The organism is Candidatus Auribacterota bacterium (genome assembly GCA_026392035.1).
Classification (GTDB): Bacteria; Auribacterota; Tritonobacteria; order UBA1439; family UBA1439; genus JAPLCX01.
Window position 1 is genome coordinate 1 of record JAPLCX010000070.1, and the last position, 24,914, is coordinate 24,914.

At 58.3% G+C, this 24,914-nt stretch carries 20 protein-coding genes; 18 read left to right on the forward strand and 2 right to left on the reverse strand.

Translation table 11 applies throughout. The annotated features are described in order from the left end of the window. From NTX71_07390 to NTX71_07475, 18 genes are all read left to right on the forward strand, one after another. Window positions 1-322 (forward strand): transposase (locus NTX71_07390; GenBank protein ID MCX6339728.1); only part of this gene is annotated, 322 nt, incomplete at its 5' end. A gap of 37 nt (window positions 323-359) precedes the next feature. Then, window positions 360-908 (forward strand): BMC domain-containing protein, encoded by a 549-nt coding sequence (locus NTX71_07395; protein MCX6339729.1) that lies wholly within the window; start codon window positions 360-362, stop codon window positions 906-908. A 108-nt stretch (window positions 909-1,016) separates the two neighbouring features. After that, on the forward strand, window positions 1,017-1,784 hold the full coding sequence (locus tag NTX71_07400; GenBank protein MCX6339730.1) for a class II aldolase/adducin family protein: 768 nt from the start codon (window positions 1,017-1,019) through the stop codon (window positions 1,782-1,784). A 1-nt stretch (window position 1,785) separates the two neighbouring features. Next, the gene (locus NTX71_07405; GenBank protein MCX6339731.1) at window positions 1,786-2,073 is read left to right on the forward strand and encodes a helix-turn-helix domain-containing protein; all 288 of its coding nucleotides are present in this window, start codon (window positions 1,786-1,788) and stop codon (window positions 2,071-2,073) included. Window positions 2,074-2,111: 38 nt separating this feature from the next. Beyond that, on the forward strand, window positions 2,112-2,894 hold the full coding sequence (locus NTX71_07410) for an ABC transporter permease (protein ID MCX6339732.1): 783 nt from the start codon (window positions 2,112-2,114) through the stop codon (window positions 2,892-2,894). Between the two features lie 98 nt (window positions 2,895-2,992). After that, window positions 2,993-4,171, forward strand: coding sequence for an ABC transporter ATP-binding protein (locus NTX71_07415; GenBank protein MCX6339733.1), 1,179 nt, complete (start codon window positions 2,993-2,995; stop codon window positions 4,169-4,171). Between the two features lie 35 nt (window positions 4,172-4,206). Next, the gene (locus tag NTX71_07420; protein MCX6339734.1) at window positions 4,207-4,629 is read left to right on the forward strand and encodes a hypothetical protein; all 423 of its coding nucleotides are present in this window, start codon (window positions 4,207-4,209) and stop codon (window positions 4,627-4,629) included. Between the two features lie 268 nt (window positions 4,630-4,897). Continuing rightward, window positions 4,898-6,085, forward strand: a complete 1,188-nt coding sequence (locus NTX71_07425; GenBank protein MCX6339735.1) for a glycosyltransferase family 4 protein — start codon at window positions 4,898-4,900, stop codon at window positions 6,083-6,085. Window positions 6,086-6,275: 190 nt separating this feature from the next. After that, window positions 6,276-7,340 (forward strand): glycosyltransferase family 4 protein, encoded by a 1,065-nt coding sequence (locus NTX71_07430; GenBank protein ID MCX6339736.1) that lies wholly within the window; start codon window positions 6,276-6,278, stop codon window positions 7,338-7,340. A 9-nt stretch (window positions 7,341-7,349) separates the two neighbouring features. Further along, entirely contained in the window at window positions 7,350-9,884 is a 2,535-nt protein-coding gene (locus tag NTX71_07435) for a glycosyltransferase family 39 protein (GenBank protein MCX6339737.1), read from the forward strand. Continuing rightward, window positions 9,874-10,962: a glycosyltransferase family 4 protein gene (locus tag NTX71_07440; protein ID MCX6339738.1), complete on the forward strand. Its 1,089-nt coding sequence runs from the start codon at window positions 9,874-9,876 to the stop codon at window positions 10,960-10,962. Before NTX71_07435 ends, NTX71_07440 begins: the two co-directional genes overlap by 11 nt. After that, window positions 10,947-13,463 carry a glycosyltransferase family 39 protein gene (locus NTX71_07445; protein MCX6339739.1) on the forward strand — a complete coding sequence of 839 codons (2,517 nt, stop codon included), beginning with the start codon at window positions 10,947-10,949 and terminating at the stop codon, window positions 13,461-13,463. Before NTX71_07440 ends, NTX71_07445 begins: the two co-directional genes overlap by 16 nt. Before the next feature lie 504 nt (window positions 13,464-13,967). After that, window positions 13,968-15,776 (forward strand): IS1634 family transposase, encoded by a 1,809-nt coding sequence (locus NTX71_07450; protein ID MCX6339740.1) that lies wholly within the window; start codon window positions 13,968-13,970, stop codon window positions 15,774-15,776. Window positions 15,777-15,899: 123 nt separating this feature from the next. Then, entirely contained in the window at window positions 15,900-18,254 is a 2,355-nt protein-coding gene (locus NTX71_07455) for a hypothetical protein (GenBank protein ID MCX6339741.1), read from the forward strand. Between the two features lie 13 nt (window positions 18,255-18,267). Beyond that, a complete protein-coding gene (locus tag NTX71_07460) occupies window positions 18,268-19,755 on the forward strand; it encodes a radical SAM protein (GenBank protein MCX6339742.1) in 1,488 nt (495 codons plus the stop codon). 574 nt (window positions 19,756-20,329) lie between these two features. Continuing rightward, on the forward strand, window positions 20,330-20,536 hold the full coding sequence (locus NTX71_07465) for a cold-shock protein (GenBank protein ID MCX6339743.1): 207 nt from the start codon (window positions 20,330-20,332) through the stop codon (window positions 20,534-20,536). A 132-nt stretch (window positions 20,537-20,668) separates the two neighbouring features. Continuing rightward, on the forward strand, window positions 20,669-22,285 hold the full coding sequence (locus NTX71_07470) for a cobalamin-dependent protein (protein MCX6339744.1): 1,617 nt from the start codon (window positions 20,669-20,671) through the stop codon (window positions 22,283-22,285). Window positions 22,286-22,986: 701 nt separating this feature from the next. Continuing rightward, a complete protein-coding gene (locus tag NTX71_07475; GenBank protein ID MCX6339745.1) occupies window positions 22,987-23,877 on the forward strand; it encodes a proline iminopeptidase-family hydrolase in 891 nt (296 codons plus the stop codon). A 15-nt stretch (window positions 23,878-23,892) separates the two neighbouring features. On the opposite strand, the gene NTX71_07480 is transcribed toward NTX71_07475, so the two are convergent. Together NTX71_07480 and NTX71_07485 are read right to left on the reverse strand one after the other, a co-directional pair. After that, window positions 23,893-24,075, reverse strand: a complete 183-nt coding sequence (locus NTX71_07480; GenBank protein ID MCX6339746.1) for a hypothetical protein — start codon at window positions 24,073-24,075, stop codon at window positions 23,893-23,895. A 73-nt stretch (window positions 24,076-24,148) separates the two neighbouring features. Next, on the reverse strand, window positions 24,149-24,914 hold a 766-nt coding region (locus NTX71_07485), incomplete at its 5' end, for a hypothetical protein (GenBank protein ID MCX6339747.1).

The following is a 24,914-nucleotide window of genomic DNA, read 5'->3' on the forward strand; positions in this document are numbered from 1 at the left end:
GATCACGGATAACGGTTCCTCTCATCGTGGACAAGGTTCCATCCAGCGGCTGCGCAAATGGTATCCCAATGCCACTTTGGTTCATACGCCCGTCCATGCCAGTTGGCTCAACCAAATCGAGATTTACTTCTCTATTGTTCAGCGCAGAGTTCTTACTCCAAACGACTTTGCCCATCTTGCGGAGCTTGAGGGGCATCTTCTTGCGTTTCAGTCTCATTACGAAAAATCCGCTGAACCTTTCAAATGGAAGTTCACCCGTCAGGATCTCAAACGATTACTCGACAAACTATCTCTTTGTTCACAGAAAGAAAAGGCCGCATAAATAATACGTCACCGAACTTATGATCCAGAGCACTAAGATGGAACCGGCGATAGGGCTCATAGAGTTCAATAGCATTGCCTCAGGCATACTGGCCACCGATGCCATGGCGAAAAAGGCCGACATCACCGTCGTCGATTCGCGCGGCATCTGCCCGGGGAAATATATCGTGCTGATCACGGGGGGCGTGGAGGCGGTTGAGCGCTCCCTGGAAGCCGGTCTCCAAGCGGGGGGCGGGGCCGTGACCGAGAAGCTCCTCCTCCCCAACGTGCACCAGCAGGTCTTGCCCGCCCTCATCGCGGCAACCCCGGTCGGCGAGATAAACGCCCTCGGGGTTATAGAAACGTTTAACGCCCCGGCCTGTATCATCGCCGCAGACGCGGCCGCCAAAGCGACGGACATCACGCTCGTGCTCATCAGGGTGGGCAATGGTCTCGGGGGAAAGTCGTTTGTCGTCGTGGCCGGAGAGTGGGTGGACGTAGAAGCAGCGGTGGCCGCCGCCGTTGAGAGGATCAAAGGGATGGGGGCGCTGGTGCGGCGCATCGTCATACCCAACCCTCACGTGGATCTGAACAGCTTCATACTATAACAGAATGACAAATGACAAAATCAAAATGACAAAATGTCGTCGCGTTATGACATTTGTCATTTGGTATTTGTCATTCATTTGTCGTGTGTGCTTTGGCATTTGTCAATTATGAAATCTGAACGGGAGTGCCGGCAGGATATCGTCGAGGTGTGCCGCCGCATGCACGGGCGAGGACTCATCTCGGGGAGCGACGGGAACGTGAGCGTGCGCCTCGGGGCGAACCGCATCCTGAGCACGCCGAGCGGCCTGAACAAGGGTTTCATCGCGCCGGGGGATCTCATCGTCGCCGACATGGGGGGCGCGAAGCTCCAGGGTGAGCACAAGCCCACGACGGAGCTTTTCATGCACATCGAGGCGTACGCGCGGCGGGAGGATATCGGCGCGGTGATCCACGCCCACCCCCCCTTCACGGTCGCGTTCTCAATCGCGGGGCAAAAATTGCCCCAGTGCGTGATGCCCGAGATCGTCATGATGTTCGGCTCCATACCCACCGCGGCCTACGCGACGCCGTGCACCGAGGAGGGGCCGCGGGTCATCGCTGATCTGATCGGTGGCTGCGATGCCCTCATCATCGAGCGGCACGGCACGCTGACCGTCGGCGAGAACGTGTTCTCGGCGTATGACAAGCTGGAAAAAATCGAGCACAGCGCGCAGGTGACCGCAGTCGCGCGGCAGCTCGGCCCCCTGAAACCCCTCCCCCGTGAGGAGATTCAGAAGCTCCTCGCGCTCAGGGAGAAGCTCGGATTGAAGGGGAAGGTGTACCCCTGTAACACGTGCGGGATGTGCGGCGCGGGGCACGGGGAGGGAGCGGGCGGGGACGATCTGGTCCGATCATTGTCTGCGGAGCTTTTCAAGACGATCCGGGATAAACTGTAGAATGGCGAAACGATCTAAGCCCCCCGAGGGCACGCGGGCGACGCAGTGCTACCCCGAGGTAATGACCATTGATCAGGTGGCGGACTACCTCCACCTGCACAAGCAGGTCGTCTACCGGCATGTCAAGCGCGGCAACATCCCCGCGAGCCGCATCGGGACAACCATCCGTTTTAAGAAGTCCGTCATAGACGCATGGCTGGAGGACTCAGCCATGCGGAGCCTCACAAGGGGCGAGGGGGGGGGACCAGCGGCGCGGCTCGAATCCAAAGAGAAGTTCGTGTGGGAGTAGGGCGCCTCCCCGTGCCCCCGCCTGTTCAGGAACCTGCCATGATCCTTCTACAAGAGGTGATTCGCAAGCGGGAGATGCTGGCCACACTCGTTGCCCGGAATCTCAAGATCCGCTATCAGAGCTCCGCGCTCGGCTTTCTGTGGACGCTGCTCAACCCTCTCTTCATGATGCTCATTTACTGGCTCTTTATCAGGCTCATGAAGTTCCCCATGGACCCCTGGAGCCTGCTCACCGGCGTGCTCGCCTGGCAGTTCCTCACCATGTGCTGCGGGGATGCGATCAACGCGGTCGCGGGACATCCGAATCTCGTGAAGAAGGTCTATTTTCCCCGCATCATCCTCCCGCTCGCCACGGTGCTGGCAAACCTCGTCAACTACCTGCTCTCGCTGGTCGTGCTGTTTGCCCTCACCCTGCTCGCGGGGAAATTCGCGTGGGGCCCGGCGCTCGCGGCGCTGCCGCTCGTCATACTCGTGCAGCTCCTGTTCTGCCTCGGCCTCGCGCTCATCATCTCGTGCTCGAGCGTGTATTTCAGGGACACGGAACATATCGTCGCCGTGCTGCTCATGGCATGGTTTTTCATGACGCCGGTGATCTACTCCCTCGATTACATCTCCGCGAAGGCGCCGTTCCCCTGGCTGCTCGCGTTCTACAAGTTGAACCCGATGGTGGGGCTCATCACGCTCTACAGGAGGATCATCATGAATGGCCCCTCGCCGGGATGGCTCGCCGCCGCGGCGTCGGTCATTGTGCCGTTCCTGATCCTCGGCGCGGGGTTAAGAATATTCACTCGCTACGAGCCCGATTTCGCAGATGAACTGTAATCGAACAGACGAGTGGGCGAGGGGGGAGCCGGTGAGTGGGCGAGTCGGCGATTATTCTCGCCGTCTCGCCGGTTCGGTATTTATAAGCTGGTGAAGACGTGCATGCAATAGAAACAAACGGCGTCGGTAAAAAATTCTTCCTCAAGCACGGGGGCCGCCACACGATCAAGGCCGCCGCCGTGGGACTGCTCCGCCGCCTGAAAACGAGAGAGGACTTCTGGGCGCTCAAGGATATCAGCTTCGATGTCGAGGCCGGGACCACCGTGGGCATCATCGGGGCGAACGGCGCGGGGAAGAGCACGCTCCTCGGCATCCTCGCGCGCACCATGCGCCCGACGGAGGGCACCGTCACTGTCCGGGGGCGGGTCTCATCGCTCCTCGAGCTGGGGGCCGGCTTCCATCCCGATCTCACCGGAGCCGAGAATATCTACCTGAACGGCTCCATCCTCGGCCTCAGCCGGAGCGAGATCCGCGCGAAGTTCGATGAGATCGTCCGCTTCGCCGAGCTCGAGCAGTTCATCGATACCCCGGTGAAGCACTACTCGTCGGGGATGTATGTGCGACTGGGCTTCGCGGTCGCCGTCGAGGTCAACCCCGACATCCTCCTCATCGACGAGGTGATGGCTGTCGGAGATGAGGCGTTCAAGAGGAAATGCCTGGGGAGGATCGCGCAGTTCAAGCGCGAGGGGAAGACGCTGCTCGTCGTCTCCCACGACCTCGACACGATTACGGAGGTGAGCGACACCGTCCTGCTGCTCGACGCGGGGAAAATCGTCAATGTGGGCGAGCCCGGGCAGGTGGTTGACCAGTACAAGAGCCTCGGCTTTGTCAAGGCGGGAGCGGTCGTCATCAGGGAGTGGGGCACCAGGGAGGCGGTGATCACCGCGGTGCGCCTCATGGGCGCGGGCGGCGAGCCCGTCGAGCGGATCTCGAGCGGGGAGCCGCTCCTCGTGGAGATAGACTACAGGGCCCACCGGCAGATCGCGGATCCCGTCTTCGGCTTCGCGCTCACCAAGAGCGACGGGACGCTCTGCTGCGGGAGCAACACGATCATCGACAATTGCCCCATCCCGCTCATCGAGGGCGCCGGCACGATGCGTTTGAGATTCGAATCGCTGCCGCTCATCCAGGGGAAATATTACTTCTCCTTCTCCCTGCACACACGGGATCACAAAACGAGCTACCACCGCATGGACAACTGGTTCAGTATCTGGGTGGAGTGCGCGAGAAAGGCGGAGGGGGTCGCGAATCTCGACTGTGCGTGGGAGAGGGGATAGGGGCGCTGGTATCGCCGGGGAGGAGACTACGTCGCATGAATGAACTATTCCAGATCGGGGCGGATGGCGTTGACGTGAAGAAGATCATGCAGGAGATCGAAGCGCGCGTGGCCAGGAAGAAGGCGGCGGGGGTGTACGACAAGTATGATCTCTCACGGATCGCCGCCATGGAGCTCAGCAACGTGAAGAGCGAAGCTGACTTCCTGGACTACTCTCTCAAGGTGATCCAGCAGACGTGGGACATCGACATCGGCGACTTTCCGATCTACTCCAAGGGGGGCGTCCTCGGCGCTCCCGCCGTGTGGCTTAAAAAGATTGTCTGGAAGTTGCTCAAGTTCTACACCTACCGCCTCTTCTCCCAGCAGAAGGAGTTCAACTGCCAGGTGGCAAACGCCATCTGCAGCCTCAAGGCCAAGGTGGACGCGGAGATCGCCGCCCTCAAGAAAACATCAGAATAACACCTATGGTTTCACCACGGAGGCACGGAGGTCACGGAGCAAGGGAACAAATTACCACGGGTAACCACTGAGGCCACTGAATACACTGAATGGAATGATATTCTTCAGCGACTTCAGTGTCTTCAGTGGTTGGAAATAGAAATGTGAATTTCATCTGTGTGTATCTGTGTTCATCTGTGGTTAAAGTTGATCCGCAGTTAAGTTGTTGAGGTTCTCCGTGTTCTCCGTGCCTCCGTGGTAGAATCGAATTTAAATTATTTTACCAACTATGCGCACACGTAAAATTGCTTTTGTCGTACCTCGGTATGGCGTTGAGTCCGCGGGAGGCGCAGAGGCGCTCGTGCAGAGCGTGGCCGAGCGACTCGCGGCGGCCGGGAATAGTGTCTCCGTGCTCACGACCTGTGCGCGCGACCACTTCACCTGGGCCAACCACTTCCGGCCGGGCAGGGAGGCGCTGAATGGCGTCGAGGTCTGCCGCTTCCCGACCGACCCGCGCGACGCCGGCGGGGAGTTCTGCGCGCTCCAGGAGAGGATCGCGCGCGGCATGCCAATCAGCCGGGATGAGGAGGAAACGTGGATCCGCGGGAGCGTGCACAGCCGCCCCCTCTACGACTCCATCGCCGCACGCCGCGACGAGTTCGACTGTTTCATCTTCATCCCCTACCTCTTCGGCACGACCTGGGCCGGCAGCGCCGTCGCACCGGAGAAATCACTCATCATCCCCTGCCTGCACGACGAACCCTACGCGCGCCTCACTCTATTCAGGGAGATGTTCTCACAAGTCCGCGGTCTCATATTCAACAGCGAACCCGAGCGTGCCCTTGGCGTGAGCCTCTTCGGCCTCGCGTCGGAAAAGAGTGCCGTCGCAGGCATGGGGTTTGTCGCCATGGACCAGTACCGCCCCGAGCGCTTCCGGAAAAAGCTCGGAATCAAAGGGCCCTTCATCATGTACGCCGGGCGGCGGGAGCAGGGCAAGAACACGCCGCTCCTCGTGGAATACTTTCGCGCATTTATAAACCAGCATCGGAATGAACTCAAACTCGTGCTCCTCGGGACGGGCGAGGTGATGATCCCCCAAGAACTCTCGAGGGACGCGCTCGATCTCGGCTACGTCAGCGAAGAGCTCAAACACGACGGCTACGCCGCCAGCCTCGCGCTCTGCCAGCCCTCCACAAATGAGAGCCTGTCCATCGTCCTCATGGAGGCATGGCTCGCCGGCGCTCCCGGCCTGGTGCACGCCGACTGCGCCGTCACCTCTTTTCACTGCGTGCAGGCCAACGGCGGGTTGCTCTTCCGGGACTACTGCGAGTTTGCGGAGTGCATCCTCTACCTCATGGAGAAGCATGGACTCCGGGAGCGTCTCGCCGCGGGGGGCAGGCGCTACGTGGAAACAGAGTACTCGTGGGGCGCAGTTATAAAGCGCTACGACGAGGCATTCGATCGCTTCGGAGTATAATTGTCTCACCACGGAGGCACGGAGGTCACGGAGATTAAAATTACATTTGTTCTCACGAGGAGTAAAAGAGATCAGGAGCTGCTTATGCCTGTTTTTATTTTGTTGCTTCTCTTTCTCTCTCTTGCTCTTTGTAAAGCTGCTACTCTTCTTTCCTCCGTGTTCTCCGTGTCTCCGTGGTGAATACTGAACTATGAAAATCAACCAGCTCCTCCCCGGCTTCGGCAGCGGCGATGCCATCAGCAATTACGCGCTCCAGCTCCAGGCGATCCTGCGCAGGTGGGGGCACGAGTCCGAAATCTACTGCGAGAGCCGCCACGTGGGCCCGACCGAGGAGCACCTCTGCCGGGACCACCGCCTCTGTCCCGCGCCGGGCGACCCCCTCGACGTCACTATCTATCATTACTCGATCGGCTCGGAGCTCACGGACTTCTTCAGGCGCCTGGAGGGCCGCAAGGTCCTCATCTACCACAATATCACGCCCCACGTCTGGTTCCAGGGAATCCACGATGAGAAGGCACGGTCGCTCTGGAATGGCCGGGAGGAGCTGAAGCGGCTCGCCGCGGTGCCCGACCTCGCTCTCGGCGTGTCGGAGTTCAACCGGCGCGAGCTCGAGGCGTTCGGTTTCGCGCGCACCGCAGTCCTCCCCCTCATCGTGGATGGCGAGAAGCTCTCCCGCGAGCCCGACGCGGGGCTCTTGAAACGCTACGGGGACGGCGCCGCAAACATCCTCTTCACGGGCCGCATCGCACCGAACAAGAGGGTCGAAGACCTGATAAAAATCTTTTATTACTACCGCACCACGCTCAACGCAAATTCGCGCCTCCTGCTCGCCGGCTCGCTCATCGGCATGGACAGATACACGAGCCACCTGAGGGCGCTCATCACCTTGCTCGACCTCCCGGATGTCACCTTCTTCAACCACGTGACCGATGCCGAGCTCTATTCCCTCTACCGCACCGCGGGCGTCTTTCTCTGCATGAGCGAGCACGAGGGCTTCTGCATCCCGCTCCTGGAGGCGATCTATTTTCGAGTGCCCGTCCTCGCCTACGCGGCGGCGGCCATACCCGAGACGCTCGCAGGGACGGGCGTCCTGGTGCGGGAGAAGAACCACGCCGCAATCGCCGAACTGATCGACAGGATCCTGGGCGATCCCGCGCTCAGGGCGGCAATCGTCGCGAAGCAGGCCCCCCGCGTCGCGGCGTTCTCCACGGAGGCCGTCGCGGGACGCCTCAAGGAGCTGCTTTCCCAATTGTAATCCAACCAAATGATCCCGATAAAAATAGCATCTCTCGCGGTTCTCCTCCTGCTCCCCGGCTACCTGCTCATCAGGGTGTCGCGAGGGGGCGTGCCGCCCTCTCCCCACCCCACACGCCGGGCATGGCTCCAGGGGGTCGTGGCGAGCATGGTCATCAGCTCGTGGCTCGGATTGGTCCTCCTCGAGTGCGGCTGCTTCTCGCTCAGGAACCTCCTCCTGCCCCTCGCCGCGTGCTCACTACTGCTCTATCTGATATTCCGCCCCGCGCTGCGGAGTGCTCGCCTCGATGAGAACCCCCGGGAGAGAGGCAGCGCACAACATGACCCTTTCCCCTGGCCGCTCGCCATCGTGCTCTGCGCGTTCGGCCTCGCGTGCCTCCGGTTCGGCTCATCCGAGTACATTTTCGGGGGTTGGGACTCCGGCGAGTACGTGAACATGGGCGCGCTCATCGCCGACAGGGGCGGTATCGTCTACCGCGATGAGTTCTTCTCCTCAATCCCCGAGGCCGCGCGCCAGATCTTCACCGACGGGGGCCGGCGCTACATGGGCTTTAACCTGCTCAGCTCCAGAGAGGCGATCGTCAGCCCCAAGTTCATGCACCTCTACCCCCTCTGGCTCGCGCTCGCGATGAAGCTCTCCGGCCTGCGCGCCGCTCTCTCGCTCAATGTGCTTTTCTCCCTCCTCTCGCTCTCCCTCTGCTACCAGATCGCGGGCCAGCTCCACGGGAGGAGAGCCGCGGCCGCGGCAGCCGTCTTCCTCGCGCTGAACGCCGTCCAGATCTGGTTCGCCAGGAACCAGTGCGCAGAGCCGCTCGCCCAGCTCTTCTTCCTCGGCTGTGTCTACTTCTGGATCCTCTGGCGCCGCGGTGGGAGGCTCCACGCCGCCCTCTCCGCTGCGTGCGCGGGAATGATGTTCCTCACAAAATTTGAAACGACCATCATCCTTCCCGCCATGGCGGCCGCCCTCCTCCTCTCCGAAAAGAGGAGGGGGGAGATCGCTTTTCTCATCGTCCTCCTCGCCGCGCTCCTCCACCTGACTGTCCATCTGTGCTGGTGGGACAGGCCGTACGCCTGGGCGATACTCAACAATATCCCTGCTCGCCTCAGGGAACACGGGCTGTCCCTCATCGTAGCCAGCTGTATCTTCCTCGTCATCTCATATCTGCTCCTGTGGCGCTCGAGGAGCCGTGGTTCACCGCTCAACCGGATCAATTCACCGACAAGATTTCTCGCGGGGTCTGCCGTACTCGCGTTCATCACCTTCCTCTATTTCATCAGGCCGCTGGTAAGCGCTTCGCCGGAATCGGCCAACCTCCCCGAATTCAGCCGGGTCATGGGGGAGGGATTGTTCTGGTGGTCTATCGCGGCGTTCCTCTGGATATGGCTGAGGGGGCTCAAGAGCGAGGAGAGCCTCCTCTGGATTTCTGCGCTCACGGTGACATTTCTCTTTTCCATCTCGGCTGTGGGGGAGCATCACCTCTACCCATGGTCAGCGCGCCGGTTCCTCCCTGTCACGCTGCCCGCCCTTGCAATCTTCTCCGGCTGCTTCACCGCTGAGCTCTCCGCCCTCCTCCCCCGGCTGGGGAGGTCGCTGCTCATACTAGGACTCGCCCTTTTGCTGATCATCCCCCTCACGCGCGCTCCCTTCCTCCTCACCGCCAGGGATTATCCGGGCGCGCGAGCGTTCATCCGCGCACTCGCCCCCGCGACAGAGGCATTCGACATCCTCATCTGCGAACAGGTCAGGCTCGCCGTCCCCCTCAATTTCCTCCTCCGCAGAAACGTCCTCCTGTTCAAGGAGACTGAGCAGACAATTAAAAAATGCGACCGTGTCGAGGCACTCATCGCGTCCCGGCTCGCCGAGGGAAAGCGCGTGGCCTATGTCACCGCAGGCCCCGCAATTCATGGAAAGACCATCGCGTTCCAGAAGCGCGCGGAACTGCCGTTCATATCCTCCATCGTTCCACTCACACGGCATGCGATGCCATTGGGGATAACCGAAATATCATCCGACGTGAAAGTTCTCGAAGCGATCCCGCTGGCCGCCGAGCCGCCGCCAGAGAAGGATCTGTTCATTGACATCGGCTATCAGTGCTTTGGGCTCGAGGATGGGTTCTACGGGCCGCGGCTGATCGGGAAGGAGGGCGGAGCGGGCCGCTGGACAGCACCCCGCGCATCGCTTATAATTCCCTGGTTTGAAGATGGTTCCGCGGCAGCGCTCACGCTCTCCCTCTCGACCGGCCCCCGGGGAGGAATGCCGGTTCCCGTGGAGCTGCTCATCGAGGGGAGGAGGGTGGCGGAGTTCAACGCCCATGGGGGATTGAACGGCTATATGGCGTCAATACCCAGGGGAACCTGCACAGGCATGAAGCGGGTCCGCCTCGAGCTGATAACGCCCCCATGGAACCCCGCGGATGACGGGTTGCGCGGCTACCCATCGGCGCTTGGAATATTTCTCGATTCAATAAGGATTACGAAGTTGCGCGCCGCAGATCCCGGACACGAGCGGAATCCCGGAGGGGGGACTGATACTCATGAGCACTAGCAAACCGGCGCTCCACCAGATCGTCGCAGGTTTTGTCGACGGCGACGCCATCAGCAACTTCGCCCTCACCCTTCAGGGGATATTCAGGGGGTGGGGATATGATTCGGATATCTTCTGCCCCCGACGCCACATCACGCCGAAATTGAGCGGCAGGGCAAAAGACATCGGCGAGCACCGGCCCCTCAGCCGCAGAGAGCACATCGTCATCTTCCATTTCTCCATAGGTTCCGAGACGATCGATTACTTCAAGCGGCTCCCCGAGAGAAAGGTCCTCGTGTATCACAATATCACGCCGGGCCGCTACTACCGCTCTCTCTACGACGGGCGCGAAACCCTCCTCACCCAGGGCCGGCAGGAGCTGAGAGCGCTCGCTCCCGTTCCTGACCTCTCCCTCGCCGATTCATCCTTCAACGCGGGAGAGCTCGAGGAGGCTGGTTTCAGGAATGTGAAGGTGATGCCGATTATTCTCAACACTGATTACTTAAACTGCCCGCCCGACAGGAGCATCATCAATCGCTACCGCGACGGGGTGAAGAACATACTGTTCGTGGGGAGGATCGTCCCCAACAAGCGGTTCGAGGATCTGATCAAGGCATGCCACGCCTACCGCCTGTTCCTGAACCGGGAGGTCCGTCTCCTGCTCGTCGGCTCCTACATTGACCTGGAGCGCTACCTCGCGCTGCTCAGGAACATGGTCCGCGAGCTGAAGCTCGACAATGTGATCTTCACCGGCCACATCCGCCTGGAGCAGCTCACCGCATACTACCGCGCCGCCGATCTGTTCCTCTGCATGAGCGAGCATGAGGGCTTCTGCATCCCGCTCCTGGAGGCGATGCACTTCGGCGTCCCCATCCTCGCCTACGGCGCCGCGGCCGTTCCTGAAACGCTCGGCGGGAGCGGCGTGCTGGTGCGGGAAAAGGATTTCCCGCGCATCGCCGAGCTGATGGAGCTCCTCCTCAACGACGCGCCACTCCGCGAGGGAATCATCCGGCGCCAGAGAGAACGGCTCAATGATTTTGACCCCACTCGTCTTGAAAAGAAATTGAAAGGATACCTGGCTCCATGGCTGCCGCGCTGATTCGCCTCGTCGCGTCCCCGCTCCTCTTCTTTTTCCCCGGCGCATTTTTCCTTCGCCTCGTATGCGCGCGCGGACGTCACCCCCTGCCGCGGGGGTTCGGGGAGTGGCTCTTTTTGTCCGCGCTCGGCAGCATCCTGGTGGCATCCTGGATCGGGCTCGCGCTCGCGGAGCTTTCCATCTTCTCGCTCCGCGCGGTCCTCGCCGCCCAGGCCCTCGTCTCCATCGGCCTGCTCCTCGCAGCACCGGGCGCACGGTGGGGCATCCCGCGCCCCCGAGCCGGTGAGCTCGCGTGGGTCGCGCTCTTCGCGTGCCTCGGGATTGCGCTCTTTACGCCGCCGTATGAGTATGTGCTCGGGAACTGGGACCCTGGCACCTATATCAACAGCGGCGCCCGGCTCGCCCGCCGCGGCTCGATCACCTATCGCGATCCGGTCCTCGCGGCCCTGCCCCCCGTCGACCGTTCGCTTTTCTACTTCACGCACCTGATCGACCAGCGCTATGAGGGCGGCATAGCGATTGGCGACCACGAGCGCGCTATCGTCTCGCCCCATTTCTACCATATCTATACCGTCTGGATCGCCCTCTTCCACTCGCTCGGAGGCCTGCGATTCTCGCTCTGGGTGAACGTGATGTTCGGCCTCCTGGCGCTCGCCGCATTCTCCCTCGCGAGCAGGGAGCTCGCGGGCGGGAGAACCGCCTTGCTCGCCTCGCTCCTCCTTGCGGGGAGTGCCGCCGAGATCTGGTGCGTCCGGTTTCCCACCGCCGAGATCACCGCCCAGCTATTCTTCTGGGCCGGCCTCTTCTGCCTGTTCCGCACCCTCGACGAAGATCGCGGGGCATGGTCACTCTTCGCCGGGGTGTGCTTTGCGGAGGCGCTCCTCACGATCTTCACCGCCGTGCTCGTCCTCCCGGTACTCATTATTTCGCTTTTCCTTTTCCAGAGCAGGCGCGCCGCACTCGTGTTCCTCATCCCGCTCGCCGCCGGAATCGCACACCTCGTCATTCAGGACGCCACCGTCTGCCGCCCCTACTTCGAGCGCCAGGTTGAGGTCCTCCGCTCCTACGGGCTCACTCCGCTCCGGCTCGCGGGTGCGGGCGTGGGATTCCTGATACTATTCGCAATCCTGGGACTAAACCTCTTGCGCATCCGCGACCGTGCCGCGCGGCTTCTCCACTCGACGGGATTCAATAATCTCCTCGGGGCCACGCTCGTTATCCTTTTTCTTTACGCGGAGTTTATCCGCCCGCTCCTCGGAGGCGGGGCCGACGCGCGGAATCTCCCCGAGCTCGGCTGGTTCATATATCCGCTCGTGGCAAGGCCGCGATTCATCTCTATAGGACTCCTGCTCGCCCTCTACGGGGCGATCCTTTTCATCTTCGCGTGCAGCGGCCGGAAACGCGACGCCTTCCTCCTGATTACCCTGCCCGTCTGCGCGTTTTTCACCTACAAGAAGATGATCTTTCCCTCGTACCTGTGGGCTATCAGGCGCTACATACCGATCGTGTTCCCCGCGCTCATCTTCCTCATGGCGTGTCCGCTCGCCCTGCCCGGGCTACTGAGAAAGAGAGGACAGATCGCCGCGGTGTGCGCCGCGCTCGTCCTCATCGCCTGCATGCAGATCGATTTCACCCGATGCGTGCTCCCCACCGATTACGCCGGCACGGTCGATTTTCTCGCCCACCTCGCCGCCCCGCTCGACCGCGGAGGACTCTACGTCTGTGAGGGGAGCGGGATCGCGTCTCCGCTCGATTATAACTACGGCCTGGACGTCCTGCAGCTGTCCGATCAAACACCAGAGAAGTGCCGGGGCGTCGAGCGCGTCATGGGGAACCTGCTCGAGCGCGGCAGACGGGTCTACTACATTTCAAGGGGAGGGTGGCCGATTTCGCCTTCCCTCAATTTCGTTCCTCTCTTTGAGACGCCGCTCGAGACCGACCACCTCGAGTACAGCGTCGGCGCATTCCCCCGGAGACGCGTGCCGGTGAGCGTCACCGCGCGGGTCTTCAGGGTCGAGAGGCTCGGGGCGTCGCCTGAGGCGGACGCGACGAGCCGCGTGCTCGACATCGGAGAGGACTGTTTCGGTCTCATCAGCGGTTTCCAGAAGCCCACCATGCTCCGGGAAAAGGGAAACGGCAAGAATGCCAAGCGATGGGCGCGGTGGACGTCGGATGAGGCCGCGCTCGTCATTCCCACATTCGGTTCCCGCACCGATCTCACGCTCACCATCAGGGCATCTGCGGGGAGGGAGAGGCCTGTCGACTCGGTGCCAGTCCAGTTATTCATTGCTGACAAAAAAGTTGCGGAGGCAACCATCGGCCGGTCAATGGAGGAACAGCGCGTTGCCATTCTGGCGAGCGCCCTCCCCGCGGGCGCGTCGCGCGCGACTCTGAAAATCACCTCTCCCACCTGGAATCCCCCCGTCGCGGGCGGCGGGGAACAGCTCCGCAACCTCGGTATCTGCATCGACTGGCTGCGCATCGCACCGCGCGAGACTCAGTGATACATTATTTCCATGATGTAGGGGCGTGATTTATCGCGCCCGGGCCACGTATGTTACGTGGCATGTTCGATACTTACTCGCCGTAGGCGGGAATCCCTGCCCGTCCGGCAGGCGGGGAACCCCTACAATTTAGCCCCGCCCACACACACATCACCGAGGCAATTCTGCCGAACCTGTTTTTATCTGGACGCCTGACCGGTCAGGTACTACGACGATGGTGAAGTGCCTGAAAGCTCAAGCAGGAACAAGAAGCGAAGAACAGGGATGACACAAGAGGAGGTAAAACTGATAGGAGCAGTACCTTTAGGCTTGGCAATTACCTAACGGAATTATATATTTAACTAGCCCGACTTTCGCAGATTTTTGATATTTGAGGGTTTTTGTATTTTTCCGAGGCTTGTGGATTGATTATATTGGGTGCTTTGGCCGAAAAGGGGTTTTCCCCCCCCTGTGTGGAGACCTACCCTCTGGATTTTAGTTGCCGGAGTGTGAAATACTACCGGCATGTTCCTGAAACCGAACAAGCGATTCAAGGACGGTAAAGACCATGTGTATTACACGCTGAATGAGAGCATACGCATCGGCAAGCGGCGAGTGGTCCAGCGTACGATTCTGCATTTGGGTGAGCTTACCACCAGCCAGTGCCATCGCTGGCGGCACACGATCGATGTTATCAACGAGCGCAGTGAAGCACGGCAGATGGAACTGCTGACTGAAGAAGAGCATCAGCGACGTGGTTATCCGGAAGATCCGGATGTGGTGGCGATCCGGCTATCGAGTTTACAGGTATGCAACTGCCGGGAGTTCGGGAGCTGTTGGATAGGGGTCAAGCTTTGGCAGATATTGGAGTTGGATCGATTTTGGGCGGAGCGATTGGGAGAGCTTCGAGGCGAGGTGCCTTGGGAGAAGGTAGCCGAGCTATTGTCGGTGAATCGTCTCTGCGATCCGGGTAGTGAGCTGAGTGTGCACGAGAAGTGGCACCCCAAAACCGGGATGAACCTGCTGCTGGACTGCGACGATGCGGTTGCGGAGAAGGACCGCCTGTATCGCTGCCTTGATCGGTTGCTTGCGCACAAGGGTGCACTGGAAGAACATTTGAGGTGTAAGTGGGGTGAACTGTTTCAGGCGGACTTCGAGGTATTGCTTTACGACCTGACCAGCACTTACTTTGAAGGCCTGATGGAAGAAGTTTCCAAAGCCAGGCGAGGGTATTCGCGTGATAAGCGGCCGGATTGCAAGCAACTGGTTATTGCGCTTATTGTGACCGCTGAAGGTTTTCCTCTTGCCTACGAGGTTTTTCCAGGCAATACCCGTGACATGCAAAGCCTGGAGACGATGCTGAACCAGGTCGAGGCGAAGTACGGGAAGGCCAGGCGCACATGGGTTTTTGACCGTGGTGTGGTCAGCGAGGATAATCTTCAGAAGCTTCGCGAGCGTCACGGCACTTATGTGGTGGGCACGCCGCGATCGCGGTTGAAGGAGTTCGAAGGCGGTCTACAGCGTCAGGATTGGAAGCATGTGCGCGGGCAGGTCGAGGTGGTATTGCGGTCGGGAGACGATGGTGATACGTACGTGATTGCCCGCAGTGTGAAGCGGCGGGCCAAAGAGAACGCGATACGTCGGCGACGAATGCGCAAACTCTACGATAGCCTCAAGAGCCTGGCCATCTCTGTTGAACAGGGCTATGTACGCCATTATGATGTGCTGGTCAATCGGCTCGGCAGACTCGAGGAGCGCTACGCGCAGGTCTTCGGGTTCGTGGAGATCTCCCGTACTCGGGACAACGAAGATATCAAACAGTTCGCGTTTCGGCTGAACCGCCATGCTCTCAAGAAGGCTTACCGCCAGGACGGTACATATCTGCTGCGTACAAATCTGATCGAAAATGACCCGTCCAGGCTGTGGGAGCAGTACATCCAGCTTACTGAAGTCGAGTCAGCGTTCCGCGCTTTGAAAAGCGAGATAAAACTACGTCCGATCAACCACAGGATCGAACCGCGCGTCGAAGCTCACGTGATGGTGGCATTTATGGGCTATGCGATGTGGGTATGTCTGAAATGGAAGCTTAAAGGTATGGCGGGCAGCCTATCGCCCCGGCGGGCAATTGAGCTCTTTCGCAGCATTAAGCTTGTTGAAGTATGGTTTGATACTATCGATGGACGGCGGATTTGTCTTCCGCGGATCACGATGCCCAAACCTGAACACCAAATAGTTCTGGAGCAGTTCAAATGGAATTTGCCCGACCAACCGCCTCCGCGCATTTATACACGGCGCGAAGGTCACGTAAAAAATGTGTTGGAGACTCGAAGCTAAAATGCCCTCCTTTCCTATGAAAGCTGGGCTTCTATGCCAAAATCTGCGAAAGTCGGGCTAGCTACTTCTTCATGCTGTTTTTCTTTGACGAACATCCATCTTCTCGCTATAGTGTTGCCTTCGATGAGAAACAGCACCTATCCCGGTAGAATAATCCTGGCCATCGGACTGATCAGCGCGGGTTCGCTCCTCCTCGAGCTCACCTTCGTCCGGATCTTCTCCGTGCTCTTTTTCCACCACTACGGCTTTCTCATCATCAGCACCTCGCTCTTCGGCATGGGGTTGGCCGGCGTGGTACTCCACATCAGGGGGACGCCCTCCGCAGGAGATGCAGAAGGCGCGATGCGCCGTGCCGCCCTCCTTTTCGCCCTGACTTCCATTTTCGCCGCCGTCTGTACGCACCTTTCCCCCGTCAAACTTTCCGCCGCGGTCAGCGGGCAGGCAAGGCCTCTGGTGTATCTTGTGCTCTACTACATCATCCTCGGATCGCCGTTCTACTTCGTCGGCCGCGCCGTCAGCATCGGGCTCACCGTCTGGAGCGAACGGGCGGACCAGCTCTATTTCGGCGACCTGCTGGGCGCGGGTGTCGGCTGCCTGCTCCTCTTCGTGACGCTGCCCGGCCTCATGCCGATGGGGACCGCCTGCATCGTCGCCTGCCTCGGAATCGCCGCCGCTCTTCTCCTCTCGAGAGATTGCGGCGCACGCGGTCGAGGCATGCTCGTCGTTGCCCTGGTTGCTTCGCTGGGCCTCTCATGGTTCGCGGGTGACGTCGTCCCGTTGAGACCCCAGGAGAACAAGCGCAGCTTTCGGGATGATTATCGCAGGAAGTTGATCGAGTGGACGCACTGGGGGGTCCTCTCACGAGTGGATATCGCGCGGCGGAGGGACCGCAAGGTACTCTGGATCGATGGGGGGACCAACGAATCGAATCTCATTCCCTTCAGCGGCAATTTCGACACGGATTTCGACAAAGAGGCATGGGGGCGCAGGAAATCCGCGTTTGTGTACCAGATACGAAAGCCGCGACGCGTTGTCATCATAGGGCCCGCCGGCAGCCATGAAGTAGTCACCGCCGCGGGTTTCGGCGCCGAACAGGTTACCGGTGTGGAGATGGACCCCCTCGTGGTGCGGGCGGTTGTGAAGGACTACGCAGACTACATCGGCCGGCCGTACGACCATCCCGGCATCCGCATGGTGAACGAGGAGGGGCGGAGCTACCTCGAACGCAGCCCCGACACCTTCGACGTCATCCAGCAGATCAACAACTTCACCCCCGTCGCCATGGCATCGGGGGCGCTCAACGTCTCGGAGACCTACCTCGTCACCGTCGAGGCGTTCAGGCTGTACCTGAATCGCCTCACGCCCGACGGGATCGTCGACCTGCGCCGGCACGGCGACATCAGGGTGGCTTCGGTCGCGATGGAGGCGCTCCGCCGCGAGGGGGTCAGTGAACCGTGGAGCCACATTCTGATACTCGACGATCAGACGTTCGTCAAGAAGACGCCATGGACCCCTGAGGAGCTTCAGAACGTCCGGAGCCTTGCGAAGAAATGGAAACGGGCGATTCGCTTCATCCCCGACGAGGTACGCGATCCGTCCTCCTGGTATGACGGCTTTCTCCGGTCAGACCGTCCCGAACAGTGGTACCACCGGGATGTCGCGAACCTCACGCCCTCAACGGACGACTGGCCTTTTATCAACCACTATGTCTCCTGGGGGCGCACGAGGGATCCGAAGCTCCCAACGACGATCGCCTGGTACAACAGAATGAAGTTCTTCCACCGAATCCCGCACGGCGACTTCGTACTTGTCTGCATCCTGTTCGAGGCGGCAATCTTGAGCTTCCTCTTCCTCCTGCTACCGATGCTGCGCTCCCGTAAAGACCCGCTCACGCCGCGCGCGGCGCCGGTGCTCGTCTATTTCACCTGTCTGGGCGCGGGATTCATCTTCATGGAGCTTTGCCTCATGCAGAGGCTCACGCTGCTCCTCGGTCATCCATCGATCTCGCTCGCGGTCGTCCTCGCCTCGCTTCTCATCTTCGCCGGCTTCGGTTCGCTCCTGAGCGGGACGCTGTTCGCACCCTCGGTCCGCAATCTGCGTCTGGTGCTGCTGATTGCCGTCATAATCCTGGTGCTCGGCGCGCTTTTCCTCCAGCCGCTTGTGCGATACGGAATGCGGCTACCGGAGATCCAGCGGATACTCCTGTCCATCGGGATCACCGGAATCCACGGTATCTTCCTGGGCATGCCTTTCCCGATTGCGATCCGTATTATGTCCGGCCCTTCCCACCGGCTCATCCCCTGGGGATGGGCGATCAATGCCTATGCGACCGTCGTGGGAAGCGTGCTCTGCGTTCTGTGCGCAATGTACTGGGGGTTCAGCGCGGTGTACCTTCTGGCCGCCGCAGCCTACGGAGTGGCAATCTTCACGTGCCACACCCTCAAAGGTCATGGAGCAGTGAGCGACCATGAAACCTGAGGGGAGAGACCGGATGCGCGATACAGCAATTACGCTCGTTGAGCTTCCACCGACAATCTTCGGCCAGATCGACAGCCGGATTGTGGAGGATGCCTACTGCCGGTGCAAGTTCCCCGCGAGAGCCACCCCTCTCCTCCATGCGATTCTCCTGCGGGATGGATATACCAACGTACGGAGCATCAGTTCCGCATCCACCGGACGCTCAGGACGGCTGTGGCGGAGGGACCTCGACCGGATCCTCAGCAGTGATTACTTGCTGCTCTCGGCGATTACCCGCACAATCCCCCAGACGAGAGAGCTGGCGCTTCTGTACAAGGATCGGAATCGGGCGGGGAAGGTGATCGTGGGAGGGCCCCATGCGACTTATCTGCCAGAGGAGTGCCTGGAATGGGCCGATGTGGTGGTCGGGAAGGAGGGGGATCAAACTCTCCCTAGACTGCTCACCGCATTTTCAGAGAAAGGAACCTGCGAAGGCGTAAAGGGCATCAGTTACAAGAGCAATGGAAAAATCATCCATGCGGATCCAGTTGAGCCATTGACGGAGGAGGAGTTGTCAGACCTCCCCATCCCCTATTATGATGATGCCACCCTCAGGGGGATGAGGGTCCAGCCGATATGCACCTCGCGCGGATGCCCATTCACATGCGACTTCTGCTCGGTGTGGGGGCTGTACGGGAGCCGCTACCGGAGGCGGTCGAATGAATCAATCCTGGAGGAGCTGCGGGCTGCGCAGAGGACACCGTCCCGGTATCTCTTCTTCATCGATGACAACTTCGCCGGCAGGCCCGCCGAGACGAAAGAGCTGCTGCGCGAAATGATTAAAAGCGGCATCAACAAGAAACCGTTCCTCTGCCAGTTGAGTATCTATGCCGCGTTTGATGCAGAGCTGCTCTCCCTCCTGAAGAAGGCGGGCAGCTTCTCGGTATTTCTCGGGATTGAATCAATCAACGAGGATACGCTCAAGGCTCTGAACAAAAAGGTTGATGTCAGAAAGAATAAGGCCGCAGTGACGCTGTTCCGGGAGAAAGGCTTCTGGGTGAACGGGATGATGATGATCGGAGGGGACGGCGACACGGAGGAGAGCCTCGAGGAAACCGCCCGGTGGGCGGAGGAGAATCTCGACAGCGTTCAATATTTCACCCCCACGCCCTTGCCGGGCACGAGGCTGGCGGAAAAAATGCGCGCAGACGGACGCATCCTGGCGGAGGAGTACTACTTATACGACGGGCAGCATGTGGTGCTCAGGCCCAGAAACTTCACGCCCTACAGACTTCAGACCATCATCTTCAACATGTACAAACAATTTTACTCTCTCAGGAGAACCTTTCGCGAGTTACGGCGTCCCTACCACCGTCTGATGAAAATTATCATCCAGATCCTCGGCATGCGTACTGTAAGGGATGCTGCCAAAAATCCACAGATGATCGCCTACATAAGGCGATTGCGGGAAATGGAACGCGGGGCGGATTCCCCGGCAAAACCGATTACCGCTTCTCGATAACCCCGCATCGGTCCAGTGCCCACGGCTCTGGCCGATCCCGGCATATTCTCTGCACTCTATTGGCCTTCCCGAGACTTGTGACCGAGGCATGCAGCCGAGACTTCAGTCTCGGCGATCAGAGCAAACAAAAGCCCACACTTTAATCGTAACTGCTCAGGAGCCAGAATTCAGGAGACAGGAGATAAACGTTTCCTTGAAATGCAGTTATTCTTAATTCTGTATTCTGTATTCTGTCTTCTGGATTCTGTATTCTTACTTTTCCATTCTGGATTCTGGCTCCTGACTTCTGACTACCTGAGTAGTTACCTTTAATCTACATCACCCCCCGATTCGGCTTCTGAAAATTGCTTCTGAAAATTGCGTTGACTCCCTATGCCGATGTGATACACTACCCGTAATTGAGTATCAGCCCTGGTAAATAGGTTGCGGAATCTATGGGCCGTGAGCGAATTACTCGACTCACGGCTTTTTTTTGACCAGGATGATTCTCGCAAGGGAAGCTGTGGCGCGATTCTCGAGAATCGTTCCATATAGTTTAGGCGCTTCCCCCACGCCAAGAAGGAGTTACATAACAATGGCGAAAGGCACAGTGAAGTGGTTCGACGAGCGTAAGGGCTTTGGTTTCATCACCCCTGAATCAGGTGAAGACCTTTTCGTGCACCACAGTTCGATCCAGCAAGAGGGCTTCAAAACCCTTGAAGATGGCGAGGCTGTGGAGTTCGATGTGGCCCCCGGCCGTAAGGGCCAGCAGGCTATCAATGTAAAGCGCCAGAATCAGTAAGCGCACCATTGAGCAGCTACAAGCCCCGTCTTTCCAGTGTGAAAGGCGGGGCTTTGTATTATGGGCTCACGATAAGCCATTGTCAGGAACATACGCGTCTACAATCCACTGTCATGCCGACAAGGATACATAGTGAATACTACAGTTTTAATCGCGCTCTTCCATTATGAAAGTTTCGCCATCAGGAGCCTGTTCTCCTATCTACGTTCCAATGACGTGCCCGTTTCCTATATAGGGTTCAAGCGGATGAGGCATAAATCGACCAGGACGCTGAAGAATGAGTTCATCGAGATGAACGATTATCATACCGAGGTCACGGAAGAGGATATCTCTATCCTGATCGCCACTTTGAAGAAACTGAATCCCTCGCTGGTCGGAATAGGGGTGCAGTCATCCCACTTCAAGGTAGCGCAGCGCATCACGAAGGCGATCAAGGAGAATCTCAACGTCCCCGTAGTATGGGGAGGTGCGCACCCCAGCATAGACCCGGCGGGTTGCATCGCGCACACGGATATGGTGTGCGTGGGAGAAGGCTTCGACGCATTGCTTGATTTGTCCCGTAAGATTTCGGAGGGGACACCGTACCACGACGTGAAGAATCTATGGGTCAATACGGGGGATGGAATAATGAAGAACGATATGAGGCCGCTGCTCGCCGACCTCGACGTTCTTCCTGCCGCGAGTTATGACGCCGAGAACAAGTGGTACATAGATGACGGGCGTCTCCAATCCAAGAAAAACATCGATTACTTTGGGTACGGTCTCACGGACAACCCTTCGAAAACGGTGCACCAGACGATGACCTCTTTCGGCTGCCTGATGGAGTGTTCGTTCTGCATGAATTCATTGATACATGGAAAATTCCGCCGCCGGAGCGTGTCTCATGTGATCAGCGAACTGGTGGATGCGAAACGCAATAATCCCAGTCTCAAAATGGTTTTTTTCTGGGATAACATATTCCAGGTCAACAAGAAATGGTGCCTCGATTTCGCCCGCGAGTACAGGGAAAAGGTGAATGTTCCTTTTTTTGCCTACTCTCACCCCCTCTGCACGGATGAGGAGACGCTCGTCGCGCTCAGGGAAGCGGGATGGAGCGTGACGGTGATGGGGATCCAGAGTGGAAGTTATTCGATCCGGAAGAAGCTCTACAACAGGAATGAAACGAATTCGCAGGTGATCAAGGCTGCCCAGAGGCTTGATGGACTGAGGAAGCTCACGCGCGCCACCAGCGTTTTCAGGATCTATTATGACTATGTGAAAAACAATGTTCTCGAGAAGAGAAACGATCTGAAGGAGAGTCTGGATCTGATTTTAAAGTTGCCGAAAAACTTTATTTTCCAGGCTTTCAATCTGTCGTTTTTTCCCAATTATCAGCTTACCAAGAGATATCTCGATGAGGGGCTTATATCCGATAAAGACATCGAGGGTAATATCTCCACCTCCGGCAATAGCTGGATCACCACCTATGATACAAAAAAGAAATATAAAGGCTCGCTCAAGATGCACGAGTACTATTACCTGCTCTTCTCCCTGGCACAATTCAAGATATTTCCAAATTCACTTGTGAGGAAGATAGAGCAAAGGGAGTTATTTTCGCACAATCTCCGTCCCCTCTACTGGCTTTGCAGGGCGGTGAGAGTCATCGATCTGTATTTCCGGCCATCCAACTATCGCTGGCTCCTGGCAATCCTCTGGATCGTTCCTCTCAGGATGAGGCTGCGACACCGCGCTTTTGTGCGCCTCGGCTAGTGTCTTATCTCAGGAATATCTCGTATATTTTTGTCATTGCGAGTGTAAGCGAAGCAATCCGACCCGAAGGGTCGTCCCGAGCGAAGCGAGGGATCTAAGATAGATCGCCACGCCCCGAATATTTCGGGGCTCGCGACGCCTCGCGGATTGCTTCGTCGCTTCGCTCCTCGCAATGACATAACTCTGTAAAGCTATCTAACCTGAATTATTCATCTGCGTGTTGTAGGGGTTCGATTCATCGAACCCAGGTTGAGAACGGTCTTGATAAAACTTGTCCTGTCGAAGACCCTGAGCGAAGTCGAAGGGACCTTGCCGAAGGATCAAGCCCCTACAATGCAATGTGTTACGATATATTTGGATAAGGTCAGTCTCAAGTTGATGAATAGATCAGGCTAAAGGACACGACACTTGATTGGCAGTCGCTGAGATCAATCTTTCCTCCCCGGTTCTGCTATAATTTCGGCATTCACGGCCATTACTCTGGGAGTTCTTTCATTTCTGTACTACTAATAACGTCAAAATATCTGTTTCTTACTCAAATTATATTTTATGCTTCTCTTCCAATTTGTGTGGGTAACTAGAACTATTCCTCCCCCCTTTGAAGGGGGGATGTCAGGTGGGGGGTGGGAGTAGGAAGCTTTTAGCTAGTCCCCGTGAGAAGGAATTGAAAAATTCAGTTCAAAAATGAGAGAGAACAGCAAATGCAAGATTCAAGATTAACACGGGAAGGCTATATTCCCGTAACCGGAGGGCGGGTCTGGTATGGGATCGCCGGCGCGGGGAAAAAGGGAATCCCGCTTCTGGCGCTTCACGGAGGCCCCGGCGTTCCCCACGACTACCTCGAGCCGCTCGAAGCTCTCAGCGATGAACGCCCTGTCATTTTCTACGACCAGCTCGGATGCGGCGCTTCCGACAGGCCGGACGATCTGTCCCTCTGGACCGTTGAGCGCTTTGTTGAGGAGCTCGGCGAGGTTCGCGATGCTCTTGCCCTGGAAAAAGTACATCTGCTCGGACAATCGTGGGGCAGCATGCTGGCCGTTGACTACATGCTCACATCGCATCCCCACGGAGTTTCAAGTCTGATACTCTCCGGGCCGTGCATGAGCGCCTCACGCTGGCATCGGGATCAAAGAGCGTACCTTGAGGAGCTTCCGGAAGAGATGCGGAGCGTTATAGTGGCGAGTGAAGAATCAGGGGACTTTCATTCCGATAATTATCAGGATGCAGTGATGTACTATTACCGAATGCACGTGTGCAGAATGAATCCCTGGCCGGACTGTTTAAACCGGGCTCTTGAGAAAATGGGTTACACCATATATGCGCACATGTGGGGACCGAGCGAGTTCACCATTGTCGGGACGCTCAGAAGTTATGAACGCGCAGAGCGGCTGAAAGAGATTACAGTGCCCGTGCTCTTCACATGCGGCCGCTACGATGAGGCTGCGCCCGCCACCACGGAGTATTATCACCGGATGCTTCCGGGATCGGAGATTGTTGTGTTCGAGGATGCGTCACATGACCACCATATCGAGCAGGCGGAGCGGTATCTGAAAACGGTCCGCGACTTCCTCCGCCGTACGGAGAATGAATGACCGCGGACCGAGTCGTCACCAGTTGATCACCTTCTGCGGATTCCGCGGCCTGGCCCCTTGACCCCCGATAGGCGCCGAGCCCCTGGATGGCCCCACGATCCCCGTCCCTCTGCCTTTCACGCTTCCCGGTTGCTCAGTCGTGGTGCACCCGCAGATGAGGGCCGTGGCGCAAATCGCACACAGAATCAAATATTTCATAGCCATATCCCCGGACACTATTTAATCACAATCAGTTCCTGTCTCGCCAGTCATAAAGAGTCCCCAATTTACCCTATTTGACTCTGGCTTCGTTCGAAACCTCAACAGGGTAGGCAAGGCTGACAAACTGCCCTGTCGCCACATCGACACACGCGGCGAAGAAGACCCACTGCGTCCCTTCGATGCCAGAGGGCAGATTGAACGAGACGCTCCCCGAGGTATCGGTCCCGTTCAACGGGAATATCACATATGGATATGTCGGAGCCAATTTATCGGGGTTGTAGAGTCGGGACTGGAGGTTGCTGCTAAAAAGGTAGAGTGAACCGCTCGAGATTATCTCGCTCACCGTGGCGGGCCTGTCCGTGACAGGGGAGCGCTCCGCGGCGCCGAAATAGACTGCCACGGATCTCCCCATCAGATTGAAGCGACGGTCAGGATCGGCTTCCCATTTCAGCGTGAGTCTGTCACCGGAATGAAATACCTCGCCGACAACACGGAGCTCGAAATAATTAGCCGGCGATGACGTTGGTATCGGGGTTGAGGTGTCCAACGGTTTTACTGTATCCGTCGATCTGGGCGTGGCCGTCGGTGTTAAAGTAATTGTCGCGGTAGCTGTGGGTGTGGGAGTAAAGGTTGGGGAAGCGGTGGCTGTTGGATCGGACATGATAATGTTTTTGAATGGCTTTTTGTAAATAAGCATTCTCGACCAGTCGAAATCGCCGATATAGAGGTTGCCGTCAGGGTCGAAGTAGGCGCCCGCAGCGGGATACGCGAGAAAATCTCCCATCGCCATCTGAGGCAGTTGCTCGTTCATGGGATCGAGATAGACCAGGGCGAAA